The sequence below is a fragment of the Amycolatopsis sp. cg9 genome, assembly GCF_041346945.1.
Taxonomy (GTDB): Bacteria; Actinomycetota; Actinomycetes; order Mycobacteriales; family Pseudonocardiaceae; genus Amycolatopsis.
The window spans coordinates 6,563,724-6,588,185 of record NZ_CP166850.1 but is presented as its reverse complement, the minus strand read 5'-3'; the positions used below and the strand labels follow the sequence as shown (position 1 = coordinate 6,588,185).

The following is a 24,462-nucleotide window of genomic DNA, read 5'->3' as shown; positions in this document are numbered from 1 at the left end:
CTCCTCGACTCGTCACAGGGGGATGTTGCCGTGCTTCTTCGCCGGCAGGGTCTGCCGTTTGGTCCGCAGGGTCCGCAGCGCCCGAGCCACGTGCAGGCGGGTCTGCGACGGCGTGACGACCTGGTCGACGTACCCGCGTTCGGCGGCCAGGTAGGGGCCGCCGTGGCGTTCGCGGTACTCGTCGGTGAGCCGGCGGCGCGCGGCTTCCCGGCGTTCCGGTGGCAAGGCGGCCAGCTCGCGCCGGTGCAGCACCTGCACCGCGCCTTCGGCGCCCATCACCGCGATTTCCGCGGTGGGCCAGGCGAGCACGGCGTCGGCGCCGAGGTGCTTCGAGCCCATCACCGCGTAGCCGCCGCCGTAGGCCTTGCGCACGACCACGGTCACCTTCGGCACGGTGGCTTCCGAGTAGGCGTAGATCAGCTTGGCACCGCGGCGGATGATCCCGCCGCGTTCCTGGCCGGTGCCGGGCAGGTAGCCGGGGACGTCGGCGAGGGTGAGCAGCGGGATCCCGAAGGCGTCGCAGAAACGCACGAACCGCGCGGCCTTCTCGGACGCGTCGATGTCGAGCACGCCGGCCTGGTGGCGCGGCTGGTTGGCGACGACGCCGACCGACCGGCCCTGCACCCGGCCGAACGCGCAGATCATGTTGGGCGCGAAGGCACTGTGGACCTCGGTGTAGTCGCCGTCGTCGACCAGCGCGGCGATCAGCTCGGCCATGTCGTAGGTCCGGTGCGGCGAGTCGGGCACCAGCCGGTCGAGCTCGAGGTCGGCCGGCGTGACGGCGGGACTGGTGTCGTCGGCGTACTCCGGGGCGAGGTCGAGGTTGTTCTGCGGCAGGTAGCCGAGCAGGGTCTGCACCCACTCGACGGCGTCCTCTTCGGACACCGCGCGGTGGTGGGCGTTGCCGGCCACTTCGGACTGGACGGCCGCGCCGCCGAGCTCCTGCGCGGTCACCCGCTCGCCGGTGACCGCGTGCACGACGTCCGGGCCGGTGACGAACATGTGCGAAGTCCCGTCGACCATCACGGTGAAGTCGGTGATCGCGGGCGCGTAGACGGCGCCGCCCGCGCACGGGCCCATGATCATCGAGATCTGCGGGACGACGCCGGAGGCGTGGGCGTTGCGGCGGCCGAGTTCGGCGTAGTACGCCAGCGAAACGACGCCTTCCTGGATCCGGGCGCCGCCGGAGTCGTTGATCCCGACGACCGGGCAGCCCAGCGCCATCGCGAGGTCCATCACCTTGAGGACCTTCTCGCCCGAAACTTCACCCATGCTGCCGCCGAAGACGCTGAAGTCCTGCGAGAACACGCAGATCTGCCGTCCGTCGACGGTGCCGTGCCCGGTCACCACGCCGTCGCCCCACGGCCGGTTGGCGTCCATCCCGAACTCGGCGCACCGGTGCCGCGCGAACTGGTCGAGCTCCACGAAGGACCCGGGGTCCAGCAGCAGCCCGATCCGCTCGCGCGCGGTCAGCTTGCCCTTGGCGTGCTGCCGGTCGACGGCCCGCTTCTCGGCGATCCGCACGGCTTCGTCCTGCCGCGCGGCGAGGTCGGCGATCCGGAACGCCGTCCCCGGCGTGAGTTCGTCCATCAGCGCACCCCCGTCCCGAGCCGCGCGGTGAGCGCGGCCGCCAGCGCCGCCACGTGCGGCGGGTCGATCATCGACACGTGGTCGCCCGGTACCCGCACGACGTCGAGGGCGGGGCAGTGCGCGTCCCAGCCGAGCGCGTCGTCGGTGCGCAGGTACCGCGGGTCCAGCGCGGTGGTCAGCGGGTGCGGGTCCTGCGCCCGCAGCAGCACCACGCGCCCGTCGTAGCGCTCGGGGGTGTACCGCTCGGCGACCCGCGCGTCCACATAGGACTCGTACTGGTGCCGCAGGACCCCGGCGCCGAGGTCCGGCACGAGCTCGGTCAGCTTCGCCAGCACCCACCGGATCTGGGCGTCCTCGTCCAGCCGCGTGAGCTCGTCGCGCGGGAGCGGGAACGGGACCCCGTACGTGCGCGAAACGTGGTCGGCGAACCGGTCGAAGCGGTCCAGCAGCAGGTCTTCCACCGCGGTTCCGGCCGCGGGCAGCGGCAGGATGGTGTCGATCAGGAACACCAGCTCGGCGCCGCCCAGCTGCCGCGCGGTCTCGTAGGCCAGGCAGCCGCCGAACGACCAGCCGCCGAGCCGGTAGGGACCGTCCGGCTGGATCTCGCGGACCAGTTCCGCGTAGCAGGCGGCCTTGCCCTCGACGGTGTCCTCGTCGTCGATCCGCTCGAACCCGTACACCGGCTGCCCTTCCGGCAGCAGCCGCACGAGCTCGCGGTACACGCTCGCCCGGCCGCCCGCCGGGTGGAACAGGAACACCGGGTCGGCGACGCCGTCGCGCAGCACCCGCACCGGCCCGCCCCCGTGCCCTTCCAGCTCGGGCCGCAGCAGATCGGCCATCGCGGCGACGGTCGGGGTGTCGAACAGCCGGTCGGGCACCACGTCGAGCTCGGCCGCGAACAGCGCCCGCAGCCGGTCCGGATCGCCGCCCGCGGCGAAGAAGTCGTCGTGCACCCCGGGTTCGGTCCCGCCCACGACGGTCCGCCAGTGCCGCGCCACCCACCGTTCGGCCGGATCACGCGGCCCGGCGACCACCCGCCCGGCCGGCGTGGTGGTCCCGAACCCGGCCTGCTCGGCCAGGTGCCCGGCGAGCTCGCCGAGGCTGGCCCCGCGCAGGAGCAGCGGAATCGGCAGCGGCAGCCCGAAATCGCGTTCCACGGCGCCGCGGGCGCGCATGGCCGACAGCGAATCGAGCCCGAGCCGGGTGAGCGGTACGTCCCGGTCGACCTCGGCGAAGCCCAGCAGGTCCGCGATCAGGCCGGCGAGGTGGTCGGCGATCGCGGCCCTGGCCCGCTCGGGCGTCCCGGCCCGCAACGCCGCCATACCGTCCCAAGTGGACTGTTTCGGTGGGCTGAACAGGCTGAAGAACGGGCGGTCGGCGAGGCGCGGGAACAGTTCGAGGACAGTCCCGGCGTCGACGCGGGCGACGCCGGTTTCCGGACGGTCCGTCGCCAGGACGGCCTCGAGAGCGCTCAAGGCTTCGCCGGTACCGAGCGGGGTGAGCACCGGGTTCACCGACCCGGCCGCGGCGCCGGCCTCGCCCCAGGCACCCCAGTTGACGGTCGCGGCGGGCAGCCCTTGGGCCCGGCGCCAGGCGACGAGGGCGTCGGCCCAGGCGTTGGCGGTCGCGTAGGCGGTCTGGCCCGGCGACCCCAAGAGCGCGGCGGCGGAGGAGTAGACGAGCCACCAGTCCAGGTCGTGCCCGGCGGTCGCCTGGTGCAGCCGCCAAGCCCCCAGCGCCTTGGGCCGCCAGACGGCGTCGAGCGCGCCGGCGTCGAGGGTGATCGCGGCCCCGTCGGCGAGCACGCCGGCGGCGTGCAGCACCCCGCGCAGCGGCACGCCCCCTTCGACGGCGGCCGCGACCAGCTTTTCGGCGGTCCCGGGTTCGGCGATGTCCCCGGTCACGACCCGGACTTCGGCACTCGACCCGCCCGGATCGGCGGCGCGCCGGCCGCCGAGCACCACCCGGGTCGCTCCGTGCTCGGCCAGCCACTTCGCCGCCACCAGGCCGAGCCCGCCCAGCCCGCCGGTGATGATGTACGCGCCGTCACGGACCGGCTCGCGGACCGCTTCACCGAGTTCCGGGCGGGTCAGCCGCCGGGCGTACCGGACGCCGTCGCGCCAAGCGATCTCGTCGTCCGGGGCGTCCGCGCGGATCTCGTCCCGCAACCGGGCGAAGTCGTCGAAGTCGGCGAGCGACACCCGCAGTTCCGGGTGCTCGAACGCGAGCACCCGCACCAGCCCGCGCACCGCGGCCGTCCCGGGATCGCCCGCCTCCCCCGGCCGGACGACCTGGGCCCCCGCCGTGACCAGCCACAACCGCGGCGGCACCGGTAGTTCGGCCAGTTCGGCGACGACCCCGGTCAGCGTCTCGACCAGCCGCGCGGCGGACTCGGGGTCCGGGCCGCCCGCCCGGCCGAGGCGGGCGACGACCGCGGCCGGTTCGCCGTCGCGCACCAGTTTCGCGAGCGCGGCCCGGTCGCCGAGGCGGGCGGTGTCCAGCTCGATCCAGTCGTGGTCGCGCTCCGGCTCTTCGGGCAGCTCCACCGGCTGCCAGGTCGCTTCGAGCAGGAGCCGCGCCACCGCCGCGTCGCGGAACCGGCGGCAGTAGACGTCGCGGAACTCCACCAGGACGACGTCCTCGGCGTCGACCAGCTGGACGCTCCCGAGCAGGCCGTCGCCGGCGGGGGCGACCACGGCGTCCACCCGCACGCCCCGGCGCGGTTCGCCCGCGACGACCACCTCGCCCACGGAAAGCGGCAGGTAGAGGGTGTCCGCGGAACCGACGGCGGCGGCCAGTGCGTGCAGGCAGGCGTCGGCGAGGGCGGGGTGCAGCACGTACGCCGGGTGGTCGGCGCCGGGCAGCGCGATCGACGCCGACGCGCGGCCGTCCGCGGCCACGACCAGCCGCAGGCCGCGGAACGCCGGCCCGTAGGACTGGCCCAGCTCGGCCAGCGCGCGGTAGACGTCGACGGGCTCACCGCCGGCCTCACCGAACGGCGCCGACGGCGTCCCACCGGTCCCGACCCGCGCCGTGGCGTGGCGAACCCACTCACCGGCCGCGGACTTGGCGTGCACGCACAGCTCGCCGCCGGTCAGGGTGGTCGTCACCTCGGTGTGGTCGGCGAGCGGGAGCACTTCCCGCAGTTCGAGGTCGCGCACGTGCCCGCCGGCGGCCAGTGCCAGCTCGAGGAACCCGGTGGCCGGGAACACCGGCCGGCCCCGCACGGTGTGGTCGGCCAGCCACGGCAGCAGCGCGGTGCCGACGTCGGCGCGCCAGAGGTGGCCGCCGTCCGGGTGTTCGATGTGGACGCCCAGCAGCGGGTGGCCGCCGCCGGCGCGGACGGCCCGCCGCGGCCAGAACCGCTCGTGCCGCCAGACAGGCCCGGGCAGCTCGACCGGCGCCGCCGTCGGCCGCGCGGCGAGCACACCGGGCCGGCCCAGCACGTGCAGCCGGGCGAGGCTGGTCAGGAACGCCGTCCGCTCGTCGGCCCGGCGACTCCCCGACGGCAGGCCGAGCGCACCGGCCTGCTCGATCGCGGCGAGCGCGACGGGGTGCGGCGCGATCTCGACGAAGGCGGTGTGCCCGTCCCCGGCCGCCGCGGCGAGGGCCTGGCTGAACCGCACCGGACGGCGCAGATTCGCGGCCCAGTACTCGACGTCGAACGCGGGCCGCGCCCGGGGGTCGTCGAGAACGCTGCTGTAGCAGGGAATCCCGGCTTCGCCCGGGGTGAGCCCGGCCAGGTCTTCGCGCAGCCGCCCGAGCACGGCGTCGACGGCGGCGGAGTGCCCGGCCCCGCCGACGGGCAGCCGCCGCGCCAGCCTCCCGCGGCTTTCGGCGTGCTCGACGAGCGCTTCGACCTGGTCGGCGGGCCCGCTGACGGTGCACTGGGTGGCCGAGGCGTACACCGCGATGGCGACTTCGGGGAACTCCGCGAGCTCGGCGGGCGAGAGCTCGACGACGGCCATCGCCCCCGCCCCCGACTGGTCGAGTTCGGCAAGCAGCCGCGCCCGGGTGGCCATGACCTGCACCCCGGCGGCGACATCGAGCGCCCCGGCGACCACGGCCGCGGCGACCTCCCCCATCGAGTGCCCCAGCACGGCGGCCGGGGTGACGCCCTGCGCCCGCCACAGCGCGGCGAGGGCGAGCTGCACGCCGAAGAGCGTGAGCTGGGTCGTGGCCAGGTCCGGCAGGTCCTGATCGAGCGCTTCGCGGAGGGAGAACCCGGCGTGGGCGCGGAAAACGGGATCGAGGGCTTCGATCTCGGCGCGGAAGGCGGGCTCGGATTCGAGGAGGCCGCGGCCCATGCCGGACCACTGCGAACCGTAGCCGGAGAAGACGAAGACCACGCTGGGCTCACCGGTCAGGCCCCGCGCCTCAGCGGAGCCACCGCCGCCCGCCGGGGCGATCGAGCCACCACCAGCCAGCTCAGCCGAGCCCGACGCGATTCCCCGCCCCGCGGCCAACTCAGCCGAGCCCGACGCAGACCGCTGCCCGCCACCCAGCCCAGCCGAACCCGCCACAATCCCCCGCCCGGCCGCCAGCTCGCGCAGCGCCTCCACCACTTCCCCGCGGCTCTCCCCCACCACCGCGCCCCGGACCGGCAGGTGCTCCCGGCGGTGGGCCAGCGTCGCCGCGACCGGGCCCAGCGGGACCTCCGTCCCGTCGAGCCAGTCCGCCAGCTCGCCGGCCCGCGCCCGCAAAGCCTCGCCGGAGCGGGCCGAAAGCGCGAACACCTGCGGCCCGGCCGGCTCCACCCGGGCCGGGAACGCCGCCGCGGGCCACTCTTCGAGCACGACGTGGGCGTTGGTCCCGCCGAACCCGAACGCCGACACCCCGGCCCGCGCGGTCCCGGAGTACCGCGGCCACGACGTCCCCTCCGCGACCACTCGCAAACCGGCGAAGTCGATGTACGGGTTCGGCGAACGGAAGTGCAGGCTAGGCGGCAGCCGCCGGTGCGTCATGGCCAGCACCACCTTGAGCAGGCCGGCGATCCCGGCCGCCCCTTCGAGGTGGCCGAGGTTGCTCTTGACCGAGCCGAGCAGCAGCGGGCGGTCCGCGTCGCGCCCGAGCACCGCCGACAGCGCCCCGGCCTCCAGCGGATCCCCCAGCGGGGTGCCGGTTCCGTGCGCCTCGACGTAGTCCACAGAGGACGGATCGAGCCCCGCGTAGGCGTCCCGCAGCAGCGCGGCCTGCGCCTCCGGGTTCGGTGCCGTCAGCCCGTTGGAGCGCCCGTCCGAGTTCACCGCGCTGCCCCGCACCAGGGCCAGCACCCGGTCGCCGTCCCGCCGGGCCGCGCGCAGCGGCTTCAGCACGACGACGCCGCAGCCCTCGCCGCGGACGATGCCGTCGGCGGCCGCGTCGAACGGCTTGCAGCGGCCGTCGGCGGCGAGCACCCCCGCCCGGTGGAACCCGGCCGTGATGCCCGGCGACAGCAGCACGTTGACACCCGCCGCGAGCGCCAGTTCGCTTTCGCCGCGCCGCAGGCTCTGCACCGCCTGGTGCACCGCGACCAGTGACGACGAGCACGCCGTGTCCAGCGTGAGGCTCGGCCCGCGCAGGTCGAGCAGGTACGACAGCCGGTTCGCGGCGATGCTCGCCGCCGACCCGGTCCCCGACCAGACGTCGACCCCCGCGACGTCGGTCATCGTCAGCGAGCCGTACTCGGTGGCCGACAGCCCGACGAACACGCCGGTCCGGCTGCCGCGCAGGCCGGCCGGCGGGATCCCGGCGTGCTCCAGCGCCGCCCACGCGACCTCCAGCAGGATCCGCTGCTGCGGGTCCATCGCCTCGGCTTCGCGCGGGGTGATCCCGAAGAACGCCGCGTCGAACCCGGCGACGTCGTCGAGGAACCCGCCCCGCGCCGGCAGCCCGGCCAGGTCTTCGGCGGGGGCGAACGTCTCCCAGCGACCCTCCGGGACGTCGCCGATCGCGTCGCCGCCGTCGTCGAGGAACCGCCAGAACGCCGCCGGGGACTCGATCCCGCCCGGCAGCCGGCAGCCGAGACCGACGATCGCGATCGGCTCCCCGGCTTCCCGCGTCGGCTCGGGAACCGACGCCTGCTCCACTGTGGACAGATGAGCGGCGAGCGCGGCGATCGTCGGGTACTGCCAGACGAGCATCGGGGCCAGCGGGCGGCCGACGAACCGGCCCAGGTCGGCGGCGAGCGCCGTCGCGTCCCGTGAGGACAGACCCAGCTCCTGGAGCGGACGGTCGGGGTCGACGTCGCCGAGCCGGGCGAGCAGCCAGGCGCGGATCCCGGCGGCGTTCACGCGAGCCGCCGCGCGGCCAGCGAACCGTCCGAATAGGACGCGCGGCAGCGGGCCCGGCTGATCTTCCCGCTCGAGGTCCGGGGCACCTCGCCGGGCGCCAGGAAGACGACGTCGTGCAGGTGCAGCCCGTGCCCGGCCGCCACCGCGGCCCGAAGGTCCGCGGCGGCGCCGTCGACTTCGGCATCGACGTCTTTGGCGCGTTCGAGGACGACCACCGCCGTTTCCCCGTCCGGGCCCTCGATCGCGAAGGCCGCCGCCGAGTGGGGCCGCACGGCCGGGTGCTCCTCCACCGTCTGCTCGATGTCCTGCGGGTAGTGGTTGCGGCCGTCGACGACGACCAGGTCCTTGAGCCGGCCGGTGACGAACAGCTCGCCGTCGAAGACCACGCCGAGGTCACCGGTCGCCAGCCAGCCTTCGCCGGTGTCCGGGTCGAGCGGGGGCAGGCCGAACGTCTCCGCCGACGCCGCGGGCCGCCCCCAGTAGCCGCGGCCGACGTTCGGGCCGCTGACCCGGATTTCGCCGACTTCCCCCGGCTCGGCGGCCGCCCCGGTCACCGGGTCGGCGATCCGCACCCGCTGGCCGGCCGGGCGGCCGCACGAGACGAGCGTCGTGCCGGACGAGGCCGGCACGGCGAACCCGGCGGCCAGGCGGTCCCGGTCGAACGTGACCTGCCGGGCCTCCTTCCCGCTGTGCGTCACGGAAACGAGCACGGTGGCCTCCGCCAGGCCGTAGGACGAGCGGTGGACCTCCGGCCGCAGCCCGCACCCGGCGAAGGCGTCCTGGAACTTCGCGATCGTGGCCGGCAGGACCGGCTCACTGCCGTTGATCAGCGAAACGACCCGGCTCAGCTCCAGGAAGTCCTTCTCGGCCTCGGTCACGCGGGAAGCGCTGTAGGCGTAGGCGAAGTTGGGGGCCGCGCTGATCGCCCCCGGGCTCGCCGAAAGCGCTTGCAGCCACCGCGCGGGACGTTCCAGGAACGCCAGCGGGTCCATCAGCACCGACGCCATCCCGCCGGCCATCGGCGCGCCGATGCCGAGGATCAGGCCCATGTCATGGAACAGCGGCAGCCAGCTGACCGTCGACGTCGTCCGGCTCTCGGCGCCGTAGGCCGCACAGGCCTGGCGGGCGTTGGCGAGCACGTTGCGGTGGGTCAGCACGACCCCGGCCGGCGACCGCGTCGACCCCGAGGTGTACTGCAGGTAGGCCGGGGCATCGGGATCCGGCCGGGGCCACTCGCGCGCCTCGGCGTCCGGCAGCGCGTCGACGGCGACGACCTCCGGTCCGGCGACGAACTCCCGCACCGCGTCGAAGTCCGCCGCGGTGGTGAGCACCACCCGCGGGGCGCAGTCGGCGAGCACGCCGGCGAGGCGGCCTTCGTGGCCGGGGAGCCCAGGGGCGAACAGCGGCACGGCGACCAGCCCGGCCCGCAGCGCGCCGAGGAAAGCCACGACGTAGCCGGTCGACTGCCCGGCCAGGACCGCCGCCCGCTCCCCCGGTGCCGCGATTTCCGCGAGCCGGGCCGCGACCGCGTCGACCCGCTCGTCGAGGGCCCGCCAGGTGAGCGTGACCGCGCGACCGGCCGCGGCCGCGCGGTGGTCCAGGTGCGTGACGGCGGTTTCGTCGCCGAGCACCCGCGCCCACCGGCGCAGCAGGGTCGCGAACGATTCGCCGTCGCCGAGCTTTTCCGGTGTACCGGGAATCAGCTGGGAAATGGTTTCCATGGTCCCTCGCAGAGAGCGTTTACCGGCGCAGTGAATAGCCGCGCCCGTGCGGTTGTCAATCGGCGGATCCCGGATGCTCACCGGGAAACGGGTTACGGGACCGCGCGTTTGTCACGCGGCGACGAGGTCTCGGCCGACCGGGTCCCCGACACGCGCACGGCCAGCAGCGCACCGGCGAACGTCAGCCCGGCCGCGGCGAGCAGCCCGGCGGTGTAGCCACCGGCCAGCGCCACCGGGGGCGCGGCACCCGCTTCGAGCCGCGCCGCGCGCACCGCCGTCAGCACCGCGCCGATCAGCGCGACGCCGAGCGCGCTCGACAACTCGCGGGCCGCGGTGAGCAACCCCGACGCCGTGCCGGAATGCCGCTCCGCCACGACGTCCAGCGCGTGCGACGTCATCGGGACGGTGAAGGCCGACCCCGCCCCGATCACGACCAGGCCCGGCACGCGCGGCCAGAGCTCCGGCAGCCGGTTCACCGCGGCGAGGGCCAGCAGCCCCGCGCCGACCGCGGCGAGCCCCGCCGCCACCGTCCTAAGTGGACCGTGACGGGCGACCACCGGCGCCACCAGCGGTGTCGCCGCGACGACCGCCACCGCCACCAGGACCAGGGGCAGTCCGGCGCCGACCGGACCGAGCCCGAGGAACTCCTGGTGCAGCAACGGCGTGAAGAAGAAGACACCGGAAATCCCCAGTCCCCACAACAGCTGGAGGCCGAGCGAGCCGGTGAAAACTCGGTTCCCGGTCAGCGCCGCCGGCACCAGCCGGTCGCGCGCCCGCCGTTCCCGGACGGCGAACACCACACCGGGCACGGCGCCCGCGGCGAGCAGCGGGAGCGCGAACCGGGGTTCGGCCAGCGCGGTGGTGAGCAGCACCAGGCTCGCCGTCACCAGGACCATCGCCGTGAACGGCGGCGCGCGGGTCTCCCCGCCGGCCCGGCCGGGCGGCGTCGTCGCCGGCAGCAGCACGAGCATCGCCGCCACGAACGGGAGGTTGACGAAGAAGATCCAGGCCCAGCCCAGGGCAGCGCTCAAGATCCCGCCGAGCGCGGGGCCGAGCGCCAGCGCCGCCGCGAGGCACGCGGTCCAGACCGCCGCGCCGAGCGTCCGCCCCCGCGCGTCGAGGTTCGAGCGCAGGAGGCTCAGCAGGCCCGGCACCAGGAACGCGGCCGCCAGGCCCTGCAGCACCCGGGCGGCGACCAGCAGCCACAGCGACCCGGCCAGCCCGCCGGCCGCCGCGCCGGCGCCGAACGCGAGCAGCGCGGCCGTCAGGGTCCGGCGTGGTCCCCAGCGGTCCACCAGCGCGCCCCCGGCCGGCAGCACCCCGGCGAACGGGAGCATGTAGCCGAGCGCGATCCACTGCAGCGCACCGAGGCCGAGCGCGAGGTCGCGGCCGATCGACGGCGCCCCGGCGGCGACGATGGTGTTGTCGAGCGTGGTGACGAACGCGCCGAGCGCGAGCAGCACGAGGGTCCGCCGCGTCATCGCGCGCTCCTCGCCGGCACCCGGGTCACGACGGGCCGCCGTCGGGGGAACCACCAGTTCGCGGCGCCGAACCGGGCCATCACCGCGGGCACGAGCACGCACCGGACGACGATCGCGTCCAGCAGCACGGCGACGGTCAGCCCGACGCCCGCTTCCCGCACGACGCGGGCGTCGACGAAGGCGAACGACACGAACACCAGCGCCATGATCAGCGCGGCCGCGGTGATGGTCCGGCCGGTCGCGGCGACGCCGTCGACGACCGCGGCCCGGGTGTCGCCGTGGCGGCGCCAGGCTTCCTGGATGCGCGCGATGAGGAAGACCTCGTAGTCCATCGAGAGCCCGAACAGTCCCGCGAACAGGAACACCGGCAGGTACGGCTCGATCGGGGCGCCGAAGACGTGCACGACCGCGCCCGTCGTCGCGGCCGCGGTCAGCAGGTTCATCACCGCCGCCGTCAGCGGGATCAGCACGCTGCGGAACACCCAGGCGAGCAGCAGGACCGAGATCCCGACGACGCTGACCAGGAACACCGGCAGCCGGGCCGTGATCGCCGCCGAGAAGTCGGCCTGGGTCGCGACGATCCCGCCGACGTGCGCGTCCGGCCCGCCGACGGTTGCCGCCATGGTCCGCGTCCAGGTCAGCAGCTCGGTGGTGGCCGGGTCGCCGGGTGCGGTCCGCGGGACCACGGTGAGCAGCCAGCCGCCGCCGGGCAGCGCGGTGGGCGGGCCGGCGTCGGCGCGGGCCAGCACCGCTTCCCGCAGCGTGCCCAGCGAGGCGTCGCCCGTGCCCACCACCAGCAGCGGGGTGCCGGCGCCGGGGCCGAACCCCTCGGCCAGCAGCTCGGCGCCGGTCCGGGTGATGCTGCCGGGCGGGTCCTGCGCGGCGTCCGGCACGCCGAGCCGCAGCCCGGTCATCGGCAGCGCGAGCACGGCCACGACCAGCACCGCCGCCAGCGTGTACGGCCCGGGGCGGGCGGTCACCGAGCGCGCGAGCCGGGCCCAGCGGCCGCCGTTCCCCACCGGCTTGACGCGCATCCGGGCGGCGGGCCGCAGCAACGCGGGCAGCAGGGTCAGCGCGGCGAACGCGGTCAGCAGCACCGAAACCGCGGCGGCCACCGCGATCCCGTCGAGGAACGGCAGGCCCACGGTGAGCATCCCGGCCAGCGAAACGCACACGGTGACGCCGGCGAAGACCACGCTGCGGCCGGAAGTCGCCGCGGCGGCGGCCAGCGCGACCGCCGGTGGCGCGCCGTCCCCGCGGCCCTGCCGGTAGCGGGTCAGCACGAACAGCGCGTAGTCGACGCCGACGCCGAGCCCCAGCAGCGCGGCGATCTCGGTGCTGATCTTCGGGACGGTCATGACGTGCGAGAGCAGCGTGACGGCGGCCAGCGCGCAGCCCACCGGCACGGCCGCGGTGAGCACCGGCAGCAGCACGCAGGTCACCGAGCCGAACGTCACCAGCAGCACCAGAGCCGCGGCGAGCAGGCCGATCCCGGCGTTGCCCAGGTCCGGCGCGGCCGCCGTCATCGCGGCGAGCTCGCCGGCCGCCCCGGCGGTCAGCCCGCGGGCGTCGCGGACGACGGCGGCCAGCGCGTCCGCCACCGGCTGGCCGAGGTCCGCGGCCGGCGCGTCGAACCGCACGGTGAGCACCGCGGTCCGCCGATCGCCGGACACCCCGGCGGGGTTGACCGCGACGACGTGCGGGAGCGCCGCCAGCCGGGCGGCGAAGTCGTCGAGGCGGGCCCGGCCCGTGCCGGTGTCGACCGGGCTGTCCGGCGTGCGGGCGACGACCCGTTCCTCGGCGCCGCCGGCCCCGCTGCCGCGCAGCAGGTTCGCCGCCGCCGTGCTGTCCGCGGCGGGCAGGTCGACCGTGTCGCGGAAGGCCGCGCCGGTGTGCAGCGCGGCGCAACCGAAACCGCCCAGCGCCACCAGCCACAGCACGACGACCACGCCGGCGCGGCGGGCGCACCACGATACGAGCGTCGTCATCCGGCCTCCTCGGTTGATCACGCTAACAACGAGGAAGGGCGCGAAGATACCGTCCCGGACCACAAATCGCGGACCGGAAACCCTTGTGCCCGTGAGTGTTCTGCCGTTTGTCGGACAGGTGACAATACTGGCCGCCGCCATTGGTCCCCGCGTGACAGAACCCCGTCGCACGGCAGGATCGGCGGTTGCCAACTCCGATCCCGTGTGAGTACATGGCCTCCGCGCACCGGTGCCGGAAAGGGGTTGTGGCATGACGACGACCACTCAGGTGATCCCGTTCCCCCGGGGCACCGGCCGCGCCCGCCAGCTGTGGTGCTCGCTGCCGACGGAGCTCGCGCGGCGGTTCCGCGCGCACGCCGACCCGCTCGCCCGGCGAATCCTCGAGGAGGTCCAGCGGGCCGTGCCGGAGTACGCCAAGCCGCTCGAAGGCGAGTTCGGCAAGGTGATCGTGCTGGCGATCGAGCAAGCGGTGCTCAGCTGCATCGACAGCATCGAAGATCTGCCGTCTACACAGGACGATTGGGCGACCTTGTTCGTGGAGGTCGGCAAGCGCGTCCACCACGACGGCGGCAGCGTCAACTCCCTGCAGGCGGCCTACCGCGCGGGCGGGCAAGCGGCGTGGCGGTACATCTCGGAACTCGGGCAGGCGCACCGCTTCCCGGCCGCGGTGCTGTGCATCGGCGCGGAAGCGATCTTCGCCTACGTGGACGAGATTTCGGGGTATTCGGTCGAGGGGTACACGCTGGCGCAGGCGATGGCGACGGGCACGCTCGAACGCCGCCGCCGCCGGTTGCTCGAACTGCTGCTCGCCACCCCGCCGTCGTCGCCGTCGACGCTCGCCACGATGGCCGAGGCCGCGCGCTGGCCGATGCCGGAGCAGGTCGCGGTCATCGCGCTCGAGCCGTGGACCGGGCCGCACCCGCCGCCGTCGCCGCGGTTCGCCGACGACGTGCTGGTGGACCTCGACGGCGCCGAGCCCTGCGTGCTGACCCCGTACCCGGACCGCGACCTGCTGGGCCTCGAAGGCCGCCTGCCCGGCCGGCGCGCGGCGGTCGGCCCCCGCGTCCGCCCGGCCGACGCGGCGACGTCGTCGCGCTGGGCCCGCCGCACGCTGGACCTGGCCCGCCGCGGCCTGGCCGGCGACGGCCCGGTGACGCACACGGCCGACCACCTCGCGACGCACTGGCTGCTGCTCGACCGGTTCCTGCTGGACGAGCTGTCGGCGAAGGTCCTCGCCCCCTTCGCGGACCTGACGGCGAAGCAGCAGACCCGGCTGGCCGAGACGCTGCTGTGCTGGCTCGAGCACAACGGAAGCACCCCGGAGATCGCGCAGGCGCTGAGGATCCACCCCCAGACGGTCCGCTACCGGGTGAGCCAGCTGACCGACCTGTTCGGCGACCGGCTGGCGGATCCCGCGCGGCGGCTGGAGATCCAGATGGCCTTGCGCGCCCATCAGCTGCTGGGTACGCGCGCCGCGGGCTCTTGACCGCGCGCCGCGCGCGCTCCTAGAGTTCCGGCACGGTGTTAGCGTTAACAGCGTGCTGGAGGGCGTCCCGATGACCGCACCCGTTCCCGAGTTCTTCGGCCGCGCCGGCGACACGGACGTCCACCGCTACACGCTGACCCGCCCCGGCGGCCTCACCGTCCGGATCCTCGACTACGGCGCGGTGATCCAGTCGATCGAGGCACCGGACCGCGATGGCGGGTACGCCAACGTCGTCCTCGGCTACCCCGGCCTCGACGGCTACGTCGCGAACAACCGTCCGGACGCCGCGCGCGTCTTCCTGGGCGCGACGATCGGCCGCTACGCCAACCGCATCGCGGGCGGCACGTTCACCCTCGACGGTGTCACGCACCGGGTGCCGCTGAACGACGGCAAGAACAGCCTCCACGGCGGCCCGGCCGGCTTAGACACCCGAGTCTGGTCCGCGGTCCCGCTCCCGGACGGCGTCCGCCTGACCCTGACCAGCCCGGACGGCGACCAGGGCTACCCCGGGCGTCTGACGGCCGAGGTGACGTACCGCTTGACCGCGTCCGGCCTGCGCATCACCTACCGCGCGACGACCGACGCGCCCACGGTCGTCAACCTGACCAACCACACGTACTGGAACCTGGCGGCCGCGGGTGAAGTCCACGACCACCGGCTGCAGCTCGCCGCGACCCGCTTCTGCCCCACCGACGCCGGCCTGATCCCGGCGGGCGACCCCCGCCCGGTGGCGGGCACACCGTTCGACTTCCGCCGCCCGTCCCGGATCGGCGCCCGCATCGGCGAGGCCGACCCCCAGCTGAAACTCGCCGACGGCTACGACCACAACTGGATCCTGGACCCGGCCGCACCATTCGCCGCCCGTGCATGGGACCCGGCGTCCGGCCGCCTCCTCACGATGCGGACGACGGAGCCGGGCCTGCAGTTCTATTCGGGCAACCACCTGCCGTCGCGCGGGGCGGGGTTCGCGTTGGAGGCCCAGCACTTTCCGGATTCGCCGAACCGCCCGGACTTCCCGAGCACGGTCCTGCGCCCGGGCGAGGTGTACCAGCAGGAGACGGAGTACGAGCTGACGACGGCGGCGGGGCTGCCGGTGGAGTGAGCCGGCCGCACCGGGCGGGCCCGCACATCGGCGGCGGCTCGAGCCTGTTCCGATGTGCTGACCAGCGGGCTTCTGGCCGGCGTTGCGGGGTGCGGCGTGTCTTGGGTCAAATAGACGAGCCCAGCGGCGACGGGGCGAGCCGATCTGACCGACGCGCAGTGGGCGATCCTGGAACCGCTGCTGCCCGTCGGCAAGAAACCCGGCCGCCCGCCACTGTGCAGTAAACGCCAGCTCCTGGACGGCATCCGCTGGCGGGTTCGTGTCGGTTCGCCCTGGCGTGACGTCCCGCCTGTGTATGGCTGCTGGCAAACCGTCTATGGCTTGTTCCGGCGCTGGCAGCGCGCCGGTGTATGGGCCTTGATCCTGGCCGGGTTGCAGACCCGGGCCGACGCCGCCGGGCTGATCACCTGGGAGGTGAGCGTGGATTCCACGATCAACCGGGCGCACCAGCATGCCGCAGGCGCCCGCATCGAGGGCGATCTGCAGAAAGAACCGCCGGGCGGTGTCGGCGAGCCCGAACCGGCCGACCACGCGCTGGGCCGGTCGCGGGGAGGCTGGACGACCAAGCTGCACCTGGCCGCCGAGCAAGGCCAGAAACCATTGTCGTTGCTGGTGACCGCGGGTCAGCGTGGTGATTCGCCGCAGTTCGAGGCGGTGCTGGCCGGGTCCGGGTCGCCCGGATCGGTGGTGGGCGAGCCCGGAGCAGGCCGGATCGTGTCCTGGCGGACAAGGCCTACAGTTCCCGCGCCAACCGGGCCTATCTGCGGCGGCGCGGGATCGCGTGCACGATTCCCCAGCCTGCTGATCAGGTCCGGCATCGCCGCAACCGCGGCCGGGCCGGTGGGCGGCCACCGGCATTCGACCCGGAGATCTACAAGCAGCGGCACGCGGTCGAGTGCGGCATCAACCGGCTCAAACGCAACCGAGGCGTCGCCACACGGTTCGACAAACTCGCGGTTCGCTACGAGGCGACGGTGCAGATCGCGGCAATCAACGAGTGGCTACGACATTGAAACAGGCTCTCGGCCGCGGCGGTCGCGGCAGCGGCAGTGGCCGGGCCGGTGACCGGTCGCCGACGACTGGCGACCGGGCCGGGCCGGGTTAGCGGCCGGGCCGGGTCGGGCCGGGCCAGGCCGGTGACCGGTGGCGGTAGCCGGGCCGAGCCCGCAGCGGCGACCGGGCCGGTGGCGTGAACAACACTTCGCCGACGGGTGGCCGGCCTCGGGGTTACCCTCGCCGGTCATGGGAGATCTTTCCGCCGACCTCGCGCCCACCGGTGTGCTGCGTGCTGCGATCAACCTCGGCAATCCGGTGCTCGCGCACGGGACGCCGGCCGAGCCTGGCGGGGTCACCGTCGAGCTGGCGCGGGAGGTGGGCGCGCGGCTGGGGGTCGAGGTCGAGCTTCGGTGCTTCGATGCCGCGCGGAAGTCGTTCGAGGCGCTGACCTCGGGGGCGGCCGATCTCTGCTTCCTGGCGATCGAACCGGCGCGGGCCGCCGAGGTGGCCTTCACCGCGCCCTACGTCGTCATCGAAGGCGTGTACGTCGTGCCGGAGGACTCGCCGGTCCGCTCGCCCGGCGACGTCGACCGGCCGGGGGTCCGGGTCGGGGTCAAGCAGGGGTCGGCGTACGACCTGTACCTCACCCGGACTCTCTCGCACGCGACGATCGTCCGCGGCGAGGACGGCGTCGCCGCCTTCGAAGAGCAGGGCCTGGAGGTGGCCGCCGGGATTCGGCAGCCGATGACCGCCTATGCGGCCGCGCATCCCGGGACGCGGGTCGTCGGCGAGCGGTTCATGCAGATCCAGCAGGCCGTCGCGACCACGCCGGACCGCCGTCCCGAGACCATCGAATTCCTGCGCGACCTGGTCGAAGAGCTGAAGGCGAACGGGTTCGTCGCCGACGCCCTGCGCCGCGCGAACCAGCCGGACGCGACCGTCGCCGGCTGAGCCGCCGCTGTCCGGATGTCGTTGTCCGGACCTTGTTGTCCGGTCCCCGCGTCCCGGCGCCGGACAACCGCCGTGCGTTACACCTTGAAGATCATCTGCCCACCAGCGGCGGAGGACTCCAGGGCTCGACCACGAGGGGACGAACACCATGACGCGCCTGCCCGCACTCGCGATGACCTTGCTCGTCTGCGCCGAAATCGCCTGCGGCCCGGGCGGCGCCGCCTTTCGCCGCCGCGGCCGAGCACGCTGACCGGGGCGTCGCCGCACACCGGATCTCGGTGCACCGGCAGCTCACCCGCCTTTCGGTGGAGCCGGCCGGCCCGGGGAAGCCGGTGCGGATCCGCGAGGTCCTGACGGAGGTGACCGTGACGACCGCCTTCGTGACGCCGGGCGACGAACCCGCCGGCCGGCGCCCGTAACGCGGCCCCGCGGCCGACATCGATCATTCGTTGCCGCCGTCATCGATGCGCTATTGCGTCTTCTCGACGGTCGCAACGAGTGCTACGTTCCTCGTGGTGCAGGTCGAGACCCGAGGGGCTGCGATGAGGCTTACTCCCAGCGCTCACACCGACTCGTTCTGCCGCGACCGGCTGCCGCCCGGCGAGCAGTGGCCGCGGCTGGTGTTCGACCTGCCGGAGCTGAGCTACCCGGACCGCCTCAACGCCGCGACGGCGCTGCTCGACGACACCGCCGCCCGCCTCGGCGCGGACCGGCCCTGCCTGCGTTCGCCGCACGAGACGTGGACCTACGCCGACGTGCTGGCGCGCGCCAACCGGATCGCGCACGTGCTCACCGCCGAGCTCGGCGTCGTGCCCGGCAACCGCGTGCTGCTGCGCGGCACCAACACGCCGTGGCTCGCCGCCTGCTGGCTCGGCGTCCTCAAGGCCGGGGCCGTCGCCGTCACGACCATGCCGATGCTGCGCCGCCACGAGCTCGGCAAGATCGTCGACCGGGCCCGCCCGAGCGTCGCCCTCTGCGACGAGCGCCTGCTCGGCGAGCTGCCACCGGAGCTGCCCACGGTCGCCTACGGCACCGAGCTGGCCGGCCGCTGCGCGCGCCACCCGGCGACCTTCGCCGACGTGCAAACGGCCGCCGACGACGTCGCCCTGCTCGCCTTCACCTCCGGCACCACCGGGACCCCGAAGGCGACCATGCACTTCCACCGCGACCTGCTCGCCATCGCCGACACGTTCTCCCGGCACGTCGTGCGCCCCACCGCGGACGACGTGTTCTGCGGGACGCCGCCGCTGGCGTTCACCTTCGGCCTGGGCGGCCTGCTGGTGTTCCCGCTGCGCGCCGGCGCGTCCGTACTCCTGCTGGAACGCGCGACACCCAAGGAGCTGGCCGCGGCCGTCGCCGAGCACGCCGTGACCGTGCTGTTCACCGCGCCGACCGCCTACCGCGCGATCCTCGGCGCCGGCGACGGCCCGCTGCTGGCCGGCGTCCGCCGCGCCGTCTCCGCCGGGGAAGCATTGCCCGCCGCCGTGGCCGAGCAGTACCGCGAGGTCACCGGCCGTCCGCTGATCGACGGCATCGGCAGCACGGAACTGCTCCACGTGTTCATCTCCGCGGCCGACGACGACGTCCGCCCCGGCCGGACCGGCAAGGTCGTGCCCGGGTTCCGCGCCGTCGTCCTCGACCTCGACGGCGCGCCCGTGCCCGACGGGACCCCCGGCCGGCTCGCGGTCCAGGGCCCCACCGGCTGCCGCTACCTCGAAGACCCGCGGCAGGCCGACTACGTCCGCGACGGCTGGAACATCACGGGCGACACCTACGTCCGCGAGCCCGACGGCTACTTCCGGTTCGTGGCGCGCAGCGACGACATGATCGTCTCCTCCGGTTACAACATCGCGGCTCCCGAGGTCGAAGAAGTGCTGCTGACGCACCCCGACGTCGAGGAGTGCGCGGTCGTCGGCACACCCGACCCGGACCGGGGCTCGGTCGTGACGGCCTTCGTCGTACTGCGGCCCGGCACCACGCCGGGCGCGGACATGGTGCACGCGCTGCAGGAGCACGCCAAAGCCGTTGCGGCGCCGTACAAGTACCCGCGCCGGGTGCGGTTCGTCGACGCGCTGCCGCGCAACGCCAGCGGGAAGCTCCAGCGGTTCCTGCTGCGCGAGCGCTGACGGGGGTGACGGGCCCGCTGCCGAGGTGGGGTGGCGGTGGGCCCGTCACGTCTGTGGGGTGTCGAGGACATGACACGATCTTAGCCGATCAATCGAACACGTGTTCGCGTCTGTTCAGGTGAATTCCGACCACGAAAAGTCACCAGAACCCCGGCTTTCCCGCCCGTTACAACACTTCCGGGCGACATTCAGTCCTCAATGGACAGTTACAGAGCACCACAAACGCGCTCCCGGGACCGGACGGCGGCCCGTCACGCGCCCGGACCCCCGCTGCGGACCGCGTCCGGCCAACAGCGGTAAAACTCCGGACACGGCCCTGACCTGGCCCGCAGGACCATCACCCTGGCGTGCCGCGGAGGCGGTGGCCGGGGCCGGAACCCGACCCCATAAAGTCTTCGCGCAGCCATCCGGAGGTGAACGCCAGCGTGCCCGAGGTCGACTACTACGAGGTGCTCGGCGTCCGCCGGGACGCGACGGCGTCCGACGTCAAAACGGCCTACCGCAGGCTGGCCAAGACCATGCACCCGGACGGCGGCGGCACCGTCGGCACGTTCCGGCTGCTGCGCGAGGCCTACGACGTCCTGAGCGACCCCGTCAGCCGCGCCCGCTACGACTCCGGCGGCGCCACCGTGGTGCCCGTCCCGGTCCGCCCGCGGCCCCGGCGCCGCTTCGGCGACGAGCCCGGGTTCGTCCCCGACCTGCCCGACCTGGACGCCGAAGACCTGAGCTGGTGGCACTTCGCCGGCGAGGACACCCGGATGCGGCACGGCCGCCGCCGCGGGCCGGGGCACACGCCGGTCGTCGCCGCGGTGGCCGGGATGGTGCTCGTGCTGCTGCCGCTGGTCACCGGGGTCGGGTTCTCGCCGCCGGTGCTCGTCGTGTGGCTGCTGCTGACCGCGGGCACGGCACTGCTCGTCCAGCGGCTGGCACGCGGCTACCTGCGCGCCAGGCGGGCCCGCGAGGCCTACGCCGAGGAGTTCGGCGGCCGCACCGTCTTCGGCGCGCCGGGCACCGAGCGCGACGAGCTGGCCGAGCGCCTGACGGCCGAGCTGCTCGAGGCCTACCTGACCCGCCTCCCCGGCGCCCGCATCTTCCACGGCCTCGCCTGGCCGGGCTCGGTGTTCGCCGACGTCGACCACGCGGTGCTGTGCGGCAAGCGCCTGGTGCTCATCGAGTCCAAGCTCTGGCTGCCGGGCCACTACGAAACCGCCGAAGACGGGCGCCTGCTGCGCAACGGGAGGCCGTTCCGCGGCGGCGGGAGCCGGCTCGCCGAGAGCCTCGCGGCCTACCGCGACCTGCTGCCGGGGGTGGCCCTGCGCGGCGCGATGATCGTGTACCCGAGCCGCAGCGGCGACCTGACCACGGCCGACCCCGGCGACTGGGCGGCGGCGCCGATGACCCCCGAGGAGTTCCTCCACGAGATCGGCGAATGGCTGGCGGCCGATCCGTCCACTGTGGACCACCAAGCGCTGCGGGCGGTCCGCGACCAGGTCGTCGGCGGAGGCGGCCGCGCGGCGTGAACGTCTTGAATGACTCATTCAAGACCTCCGCGGCCGGCCCCGGCGAACCGGCATCGTGAGCCCCGCCGCCACGCTCGGCACCGTCCTGCTCGCCTACCTGCCGGCCGCGATCTCCCCCGGCCCCAACTTCGTCCTCATCGCCCACACCGCGGCCGCCGGAACCCGCAGAGCCGCACTCGCCGTCGCGCTCGGGGTCGTCGCCGCGGGCGGGCTCCTGGCCGCCGTCGCCGTCTTCGGGCTGGGCACCGTCCTCGCCCACCACCCCTGGCTGGCCACCGCCCTCCGCATCGGCTGCGGCGCCTACCTGGCTTGGCTCGGTATCCGCCTGTGGCTGACCGCCAAGGCCCCGGAATCCGCCCCACCCGAAGCCCGCGGCAACGCGTTCCGCCGCGGCGTCGTCAGCAACCTCACCAACCCGAAAGCCGCGGCGTTCTTCGGCAGCGTCCTCACCGCGGCCCTGCCGCCCACCGAGCCCACCGCCGTCAAGGCCGCCGCCGTCGCGCTGATCGTCGCCGCGTCGGCCGCTTGGCACCTGGGCGTCGCCCTGCTGTTCTCCTCCCCCGCCACCCAGCGCTGGTACGCCCGCGCGAAACCGGCCCTCAACCGCGTCGTGGGCACGATCCTCGTCGTCCTGGGCGTCACCCTCGCCGCAACGCCGTGAAGGCCTCCCCGCGACGTGCGAGGAGGCCTTCACGAACAAGCGGGAACTACCGGACCCCGCCCGAAGCGCGCTGCTTCTGCGCGTGCGCGGACCGGGTGCAGACCTCACCGACGTCGACCGTCTGGCCGCGGTCGGCGAAGACGTCCGCCACGCCGACGAGCTTGCCGTTCGGCGACGAGCACGTCAGCTGGTAGGCCTCCTTCGTCCCGTACGTCGGCGGGATCGGCGACGAGAACGACACGTCCCCGGTCCAGTCGTCGACGGCGTTCGGGTCGGCCTGGTCGTAGTTGACCACCACGGCCTTGTAGTCGCCGGCCGGCGGGTCGAACAGCACGGCGTGCTCGGACGTCGTGCCGCCGTTCGCCGACGAGCTGACCAGGTTGCCCGCCGAGTCGTAGATGAACAGGTCCCAGTCGGTCGCGGTGTTCGCCCAGTTGATGTTGACGCTGAACTTCCCGTTGTCGACCTTCGGCAGGCCGTCGACGTGGAAGGTGAACGAGTCACCCGCCGGGTCGGCCGGGTAGTTCTGGTTGATCGGCGGCACCCCGGCCGGGTTGGCGACCGCGAAGCCCTGCTGCGCCGGGCCCTGCGGGTCGCGCCCGTAGCGGCCGGCCACGTAGGGCCGCGTCGACGGGTTGACCGACCAGGCGAAGCGCCCGCCGGACGCGGTGAACTTCGAGTTCAGGTCGTCGGTGTAGTAGATCGGCGGCTTGGTGGAGCCGTCGGGCTGGATCACCGGCGACGTCGGCGTCTGGAACGTCTTGTGCAGCTTGAGCTGGTAGCCCTTCGGCGCCGATCCGATCAGCGTGGAGTGCTGCTGCGGGTCGGCCGCGTTGCCCAGCATGTCCAGGAACGCCTGCCGGTTGCCGCCCTTGCCGGCACCGGCCGCGGGGGCCAGGCCCTGGTACTCCGCCACGACGCTGTCGGCGTAGGGCCCGTGGAAGCCGTTGCCGCCGACCTCGATGGTGAAGCCCCAGCCGCCGGTGGCCCAGTACGACCAGTCCTCGGTGGTGCCGGTGGTGTCGTAGAGCGCCCAGCTCGGCTCGCTGGTGTAACCGTTGCGCGAGGCCAGCTTGTCGCCGAGGGCCTTGTACTGCGGTTCCTCCAGCGGCGGGCGGACGTCCGCCACGCCCGGCGGGCGCAGCACCAGCGCGGCGACGGTGTGCATCGTGATCAGGTTCGTGACCTGGCGCGACGACACGATCGAGCGCACGTTGCGCACCTCGGGCTCGCTGAACGGCGCGGACCCGCGGAAGGTGTCGCCGCTCCAGGACAGCTCGGCGCCGTTGCCGCCCCAGAAGCCGCCGTAGTTGCGGTTCGGGTCGGTGCCGCGGACGCGCCCGCCCGGGTTCGCCTTGCACACGCCGGTCGCGAACTGCGGCGGCGAGTCGTTGACGTTGCAGTTCTTGCGCTTCATCTCGTAGTCGAACCGGGTGAAGTCACCCTTCGGCTCGGCCTCGCGGGAGATCTCGAAGCCGTCCGGGTTGACGATCGGCACGATGATGTTGCGCGTCTTGCTCACCAGCCCGCGGATGGCGGCGTCGCGCGAGTAGCCGTTGACCAGCTCGTACGCCCACTCGATGACGTGCTCGGCGGCCGGCCACTCCCGGGCGTGGTGCACGCCCATGGTGAAGTTGACGGGCTTGCCGTCGGTCACGTTCTTGACGTCGGTGGCGATTTCGACGCCGACGACGTCGCGGCCTTCCCACGTCGATTCCGGCATGGTGAACGCCGAGACCAGGTTCGGGTTCTTGCGGGCGAGCTCCTTGAGCTCGTAGTTGTACTCGTAGAGGTGCCGGTAGCTGGTCCGCCCGGACGGCAGCGCGGAAGCGGCGGTCTTGGCGGCGTACTCGCGGTCGGTCTTGGCGTCCTGGACCGACTTGGCCGACAGGTCCGCCTCGAGCACCTTCGACTTGAAGCCGCTGTCCTTGAGCGTCTTGCGGTCGGCGTCGTTCGCCAGCACCACCTCGACGCCGGTCGCGTCGCCCTTCTCGGTGACGTCGAGGCCGAGGCCGGTGAGCTTGTTCTTGTCGGCGCGCGTCGGCGTTTCGACGCGGACGAGCTCCGCGCGCTGGGACGCGGTCGCGGTCCCGGTCGGCGTGCCCTGCGGGGTCAGCGCGAGGAAGTCGACGCCGAGCTGGGCCTGCCCGGCCGAGCCGCCGTAGCGGCAGCCCTGCACGACGAGCTGCTGGCCTTTCTTCACGAAGCTCTCGGCGAGTTCGTGGGTGCGCAACGCCGTCGAAGCGGCGACCACGGCGCCGGTGGCCTTGTCGAAAACGGCGACGTCCCAGTCGCCTTCGGTGCCCGGGGTGGCCTTGAGGCGGGCCTGGACGAGACCGTCCACGGTGGACGTCAGCTCGCGGCGATCGGTGCCCGCGGTACCCTTGGGCAGCACTTTCGCGAAGCACGAGCGGGGTACGGACTTGTCGGCGCGCAGGATGTTCTGCGCCGCGCCGGCGGTACCGGCGGGTAGCGCGACGAACGTTCCGGCCAGCGCGACGGCCGAAGCCAGCAGCACCAGCCGTCTTGGTGAATTCCCCACAGGAAAAGACCTCCTTGAGCGAGGGC

The 24,462-nt window shown here is 74.0% G+C and carries 14 protein-coding genes; 8 read left to right on the top strand and 6 right to left on the bottom strand.

The features are described from left to right. Positions 1 to 12 precede the first annotated feature (12 nt). From AB5J73_RS30585 to AB5J73_RS30565, 5 genes are all read right to left on the bottom strand, one after another. The gene (locus AB5J73_RS30585) at positions 13 to 1,590 is read right to left on the bottom strand and encodes an acyl-CoA carboxylase subunit beta (RefSeq protein WP_370962130.1); all 1,578 of its coding nucleotides are present in this window, start codon (positions 1,588 to 1,590) and stop codon (positions 13 to 15) included. Then, positions 1,590 to 7,862, bottom strand: coding sequence for a beta-ketoacyl synthase N-terminal-like domain-containing protein (locus AB5J73_RS30580; RefSeq protein ID WP_370962129.1), 6,273 nt, complete (start codon positions 7,860 to 7,862; stop codon positions 1,590 to 1,592). Before AB5J73_RS30580 ends, AB5J73_RS30585 begins: the two co-directional genes overlap by 1 nt. Continuing rightward, a complete protein-coding gene (locus tag AB5J73_RS30575; protein ID WP_370962128.1) occupies positions 7,859 to 9,583 on the bottom strand; it encodes a fatty acyl-AMP ligase in 1,725 nt (574 codons plus the stop codon). Before AB5J73_RS30575 ends, AB5J73_RS30580 begins: the two co-directional genes overlap by 4 nt. A 92-nt stretch (positions 9,584 to 9,675) precedes the next feature. Further along, the gene (locus AB5J73_RS30570; protein WP_370962127.1) at positions 9,676 to 11,064 is read right to left on the bottom strand and encodes an MFS transporter; all 1,389 of its coding nucleotides are present in this window, start codon (positions 11,062 to 11,064) and stop codon (positions 9,676 to 9,678) included. Then, positions 11,061 to 13,052 (bottom strand): MMPL family transporter, encoded by a 1,992-nt coding sequence (locus AB5J73_RS30565; protein ID WP_370962126.1) that lies wholly within the window; start codon positions 13,050 to 13,052, stop codon positions 11,061 to 11,063. Before AB5J73_RS30565 ends, AB5J73_RS30570 begins: the two co-directional genes overlap by 4 nt. A 250-nt stretch (positions 13,053 to 13,302) precedes the next feature. On the opposite strand from AB5J73_RS30565, the gene AB5J73_RS30560 reads away from it, so the two are divergent. The 8 genes from AB5J73_RS30560 to AB5J73_RS30525 all read left to right on the top strand — a co-directional run bounded on the left by AB5J73_RS30560 (position 13,303) and on the right by AB5J73_RS30525 (position 21,894). Further along, positions 13,303 to 14,538: a helix-turn-helix domain-containing protein gene (locus AB5J73_RS30560; RefSeq protein WP_370962125.1), complete on the top strand. Its 1,236-nt coding sequence runs from the start codon at positions 13,303 to 13,305 to the stop codon at positions 14,536 to 14,538. 52 nt (positions 14,539 to 14,590) lie between these two features. Continuing rightward, complete coding sequence (locus AB5J73_RS30555) at positions 14,591 to 15,640, top strand: aldose epimerase family protein (RefSeq protein ID WP_370962124.1); 1,050 nt, start codon at positions 14,591 to 14,593, stop codon at positions 15,638 to 15,640. 144 nt (positions 15,641 to 15,784) lie between these two features. Beyond that, positions 15,785 to 16,653 (top strand): IS5 family transposase gene (locus AB5J73_RS30550; RefSeq protein WP_370973389.1). Its coding sequence is split into 2 segments (ribosomal slippage): positions 15,785 to 16,301 and positions 16,301 to 16,653, totalling 870 coding nucleotides; the frame shifts between segments, so codons are not numbered across the junction. A gap of 229 nt (positions 16,654 to 16,882) precedes the next feature. Then, positions 16,883 to 17,587: a transporter substrate-binding domain-containing protein gene (locus AB5J73_RS30545; protein WP_370962123.1), complete on the top strand. Its 705-nt coding sequence runs from the start codon at positions 16,883 to 16,885 to the stop codon at positions 17,585 to 17,587. 278 nt (positions 17,588 to 17,865) lie between these two features. Then, positions 17,866 to 18,006, top strand: coding sequence for a hypothetical protein (locus tag AB5J73_RS30540; RefSeq protein ID WP_370962122.1), 141 nt, complete (start codon positions 17,866 to 17,868; stop codon positions 18,004 to 18,006). A gap of 123 nt (positions 18,007 to 18,129) precedes the next feature. Continuing rightward, on the top strand, positions 18,130 to 19,713 hold the full coding sequence (locus AB5J73_RS30535) for an AMP-binding protein (RefSeq protein WP_370962121.1): 1,584 nt from the start codon (positions 18,130 to 18,132) through the stop codon (positions 19,711 to 19,713). A gap of 425 nt (positions 19,714 to 20,138) precedes the next feature. Next, positions 20,139 to 21,233, top strand: a complete 1,095-nt coding sequence (locus AB5J73_RS30530) for a DnaJ domain-containing protein (protein WP_370962120.1) — start codon at positions 20,139 to 20,141, stop codon at positions 21,231 to 21,233. Between the two features lie 55 nt (positions 21,234 to 21,288). Then, a complete protein-coding gene (locus AB5J73_RS30525; protein ID WP_370962119.1) occupies positions 21,289 to 21,894 on the top strand; it encodes a LysE family translocator in 606 nt (201 codons plus the stop codon). 46 nt (positions 21,895 to 21,940) lie between these two features. Here the strand turns inward: AB5J73_RS30525 and AB5J73_RS30520 are convergent, their stop codons facing one another. Next, the gene (locus AB5J73_RS30520; protein ID WP_370973387.1) at positions 21,941 to 24,412 is read right to left on the bottom strand and encodes a M14 family zinc carboxypeptidase; all 2,472 of its coding nucleotides are present in this window, start codon (positions 24,410 to 24,412) and stop codon (positions 21,941 to 21,943) included. Positions 24,413 to 24,462: the final 50 nt, after the last annotated feature.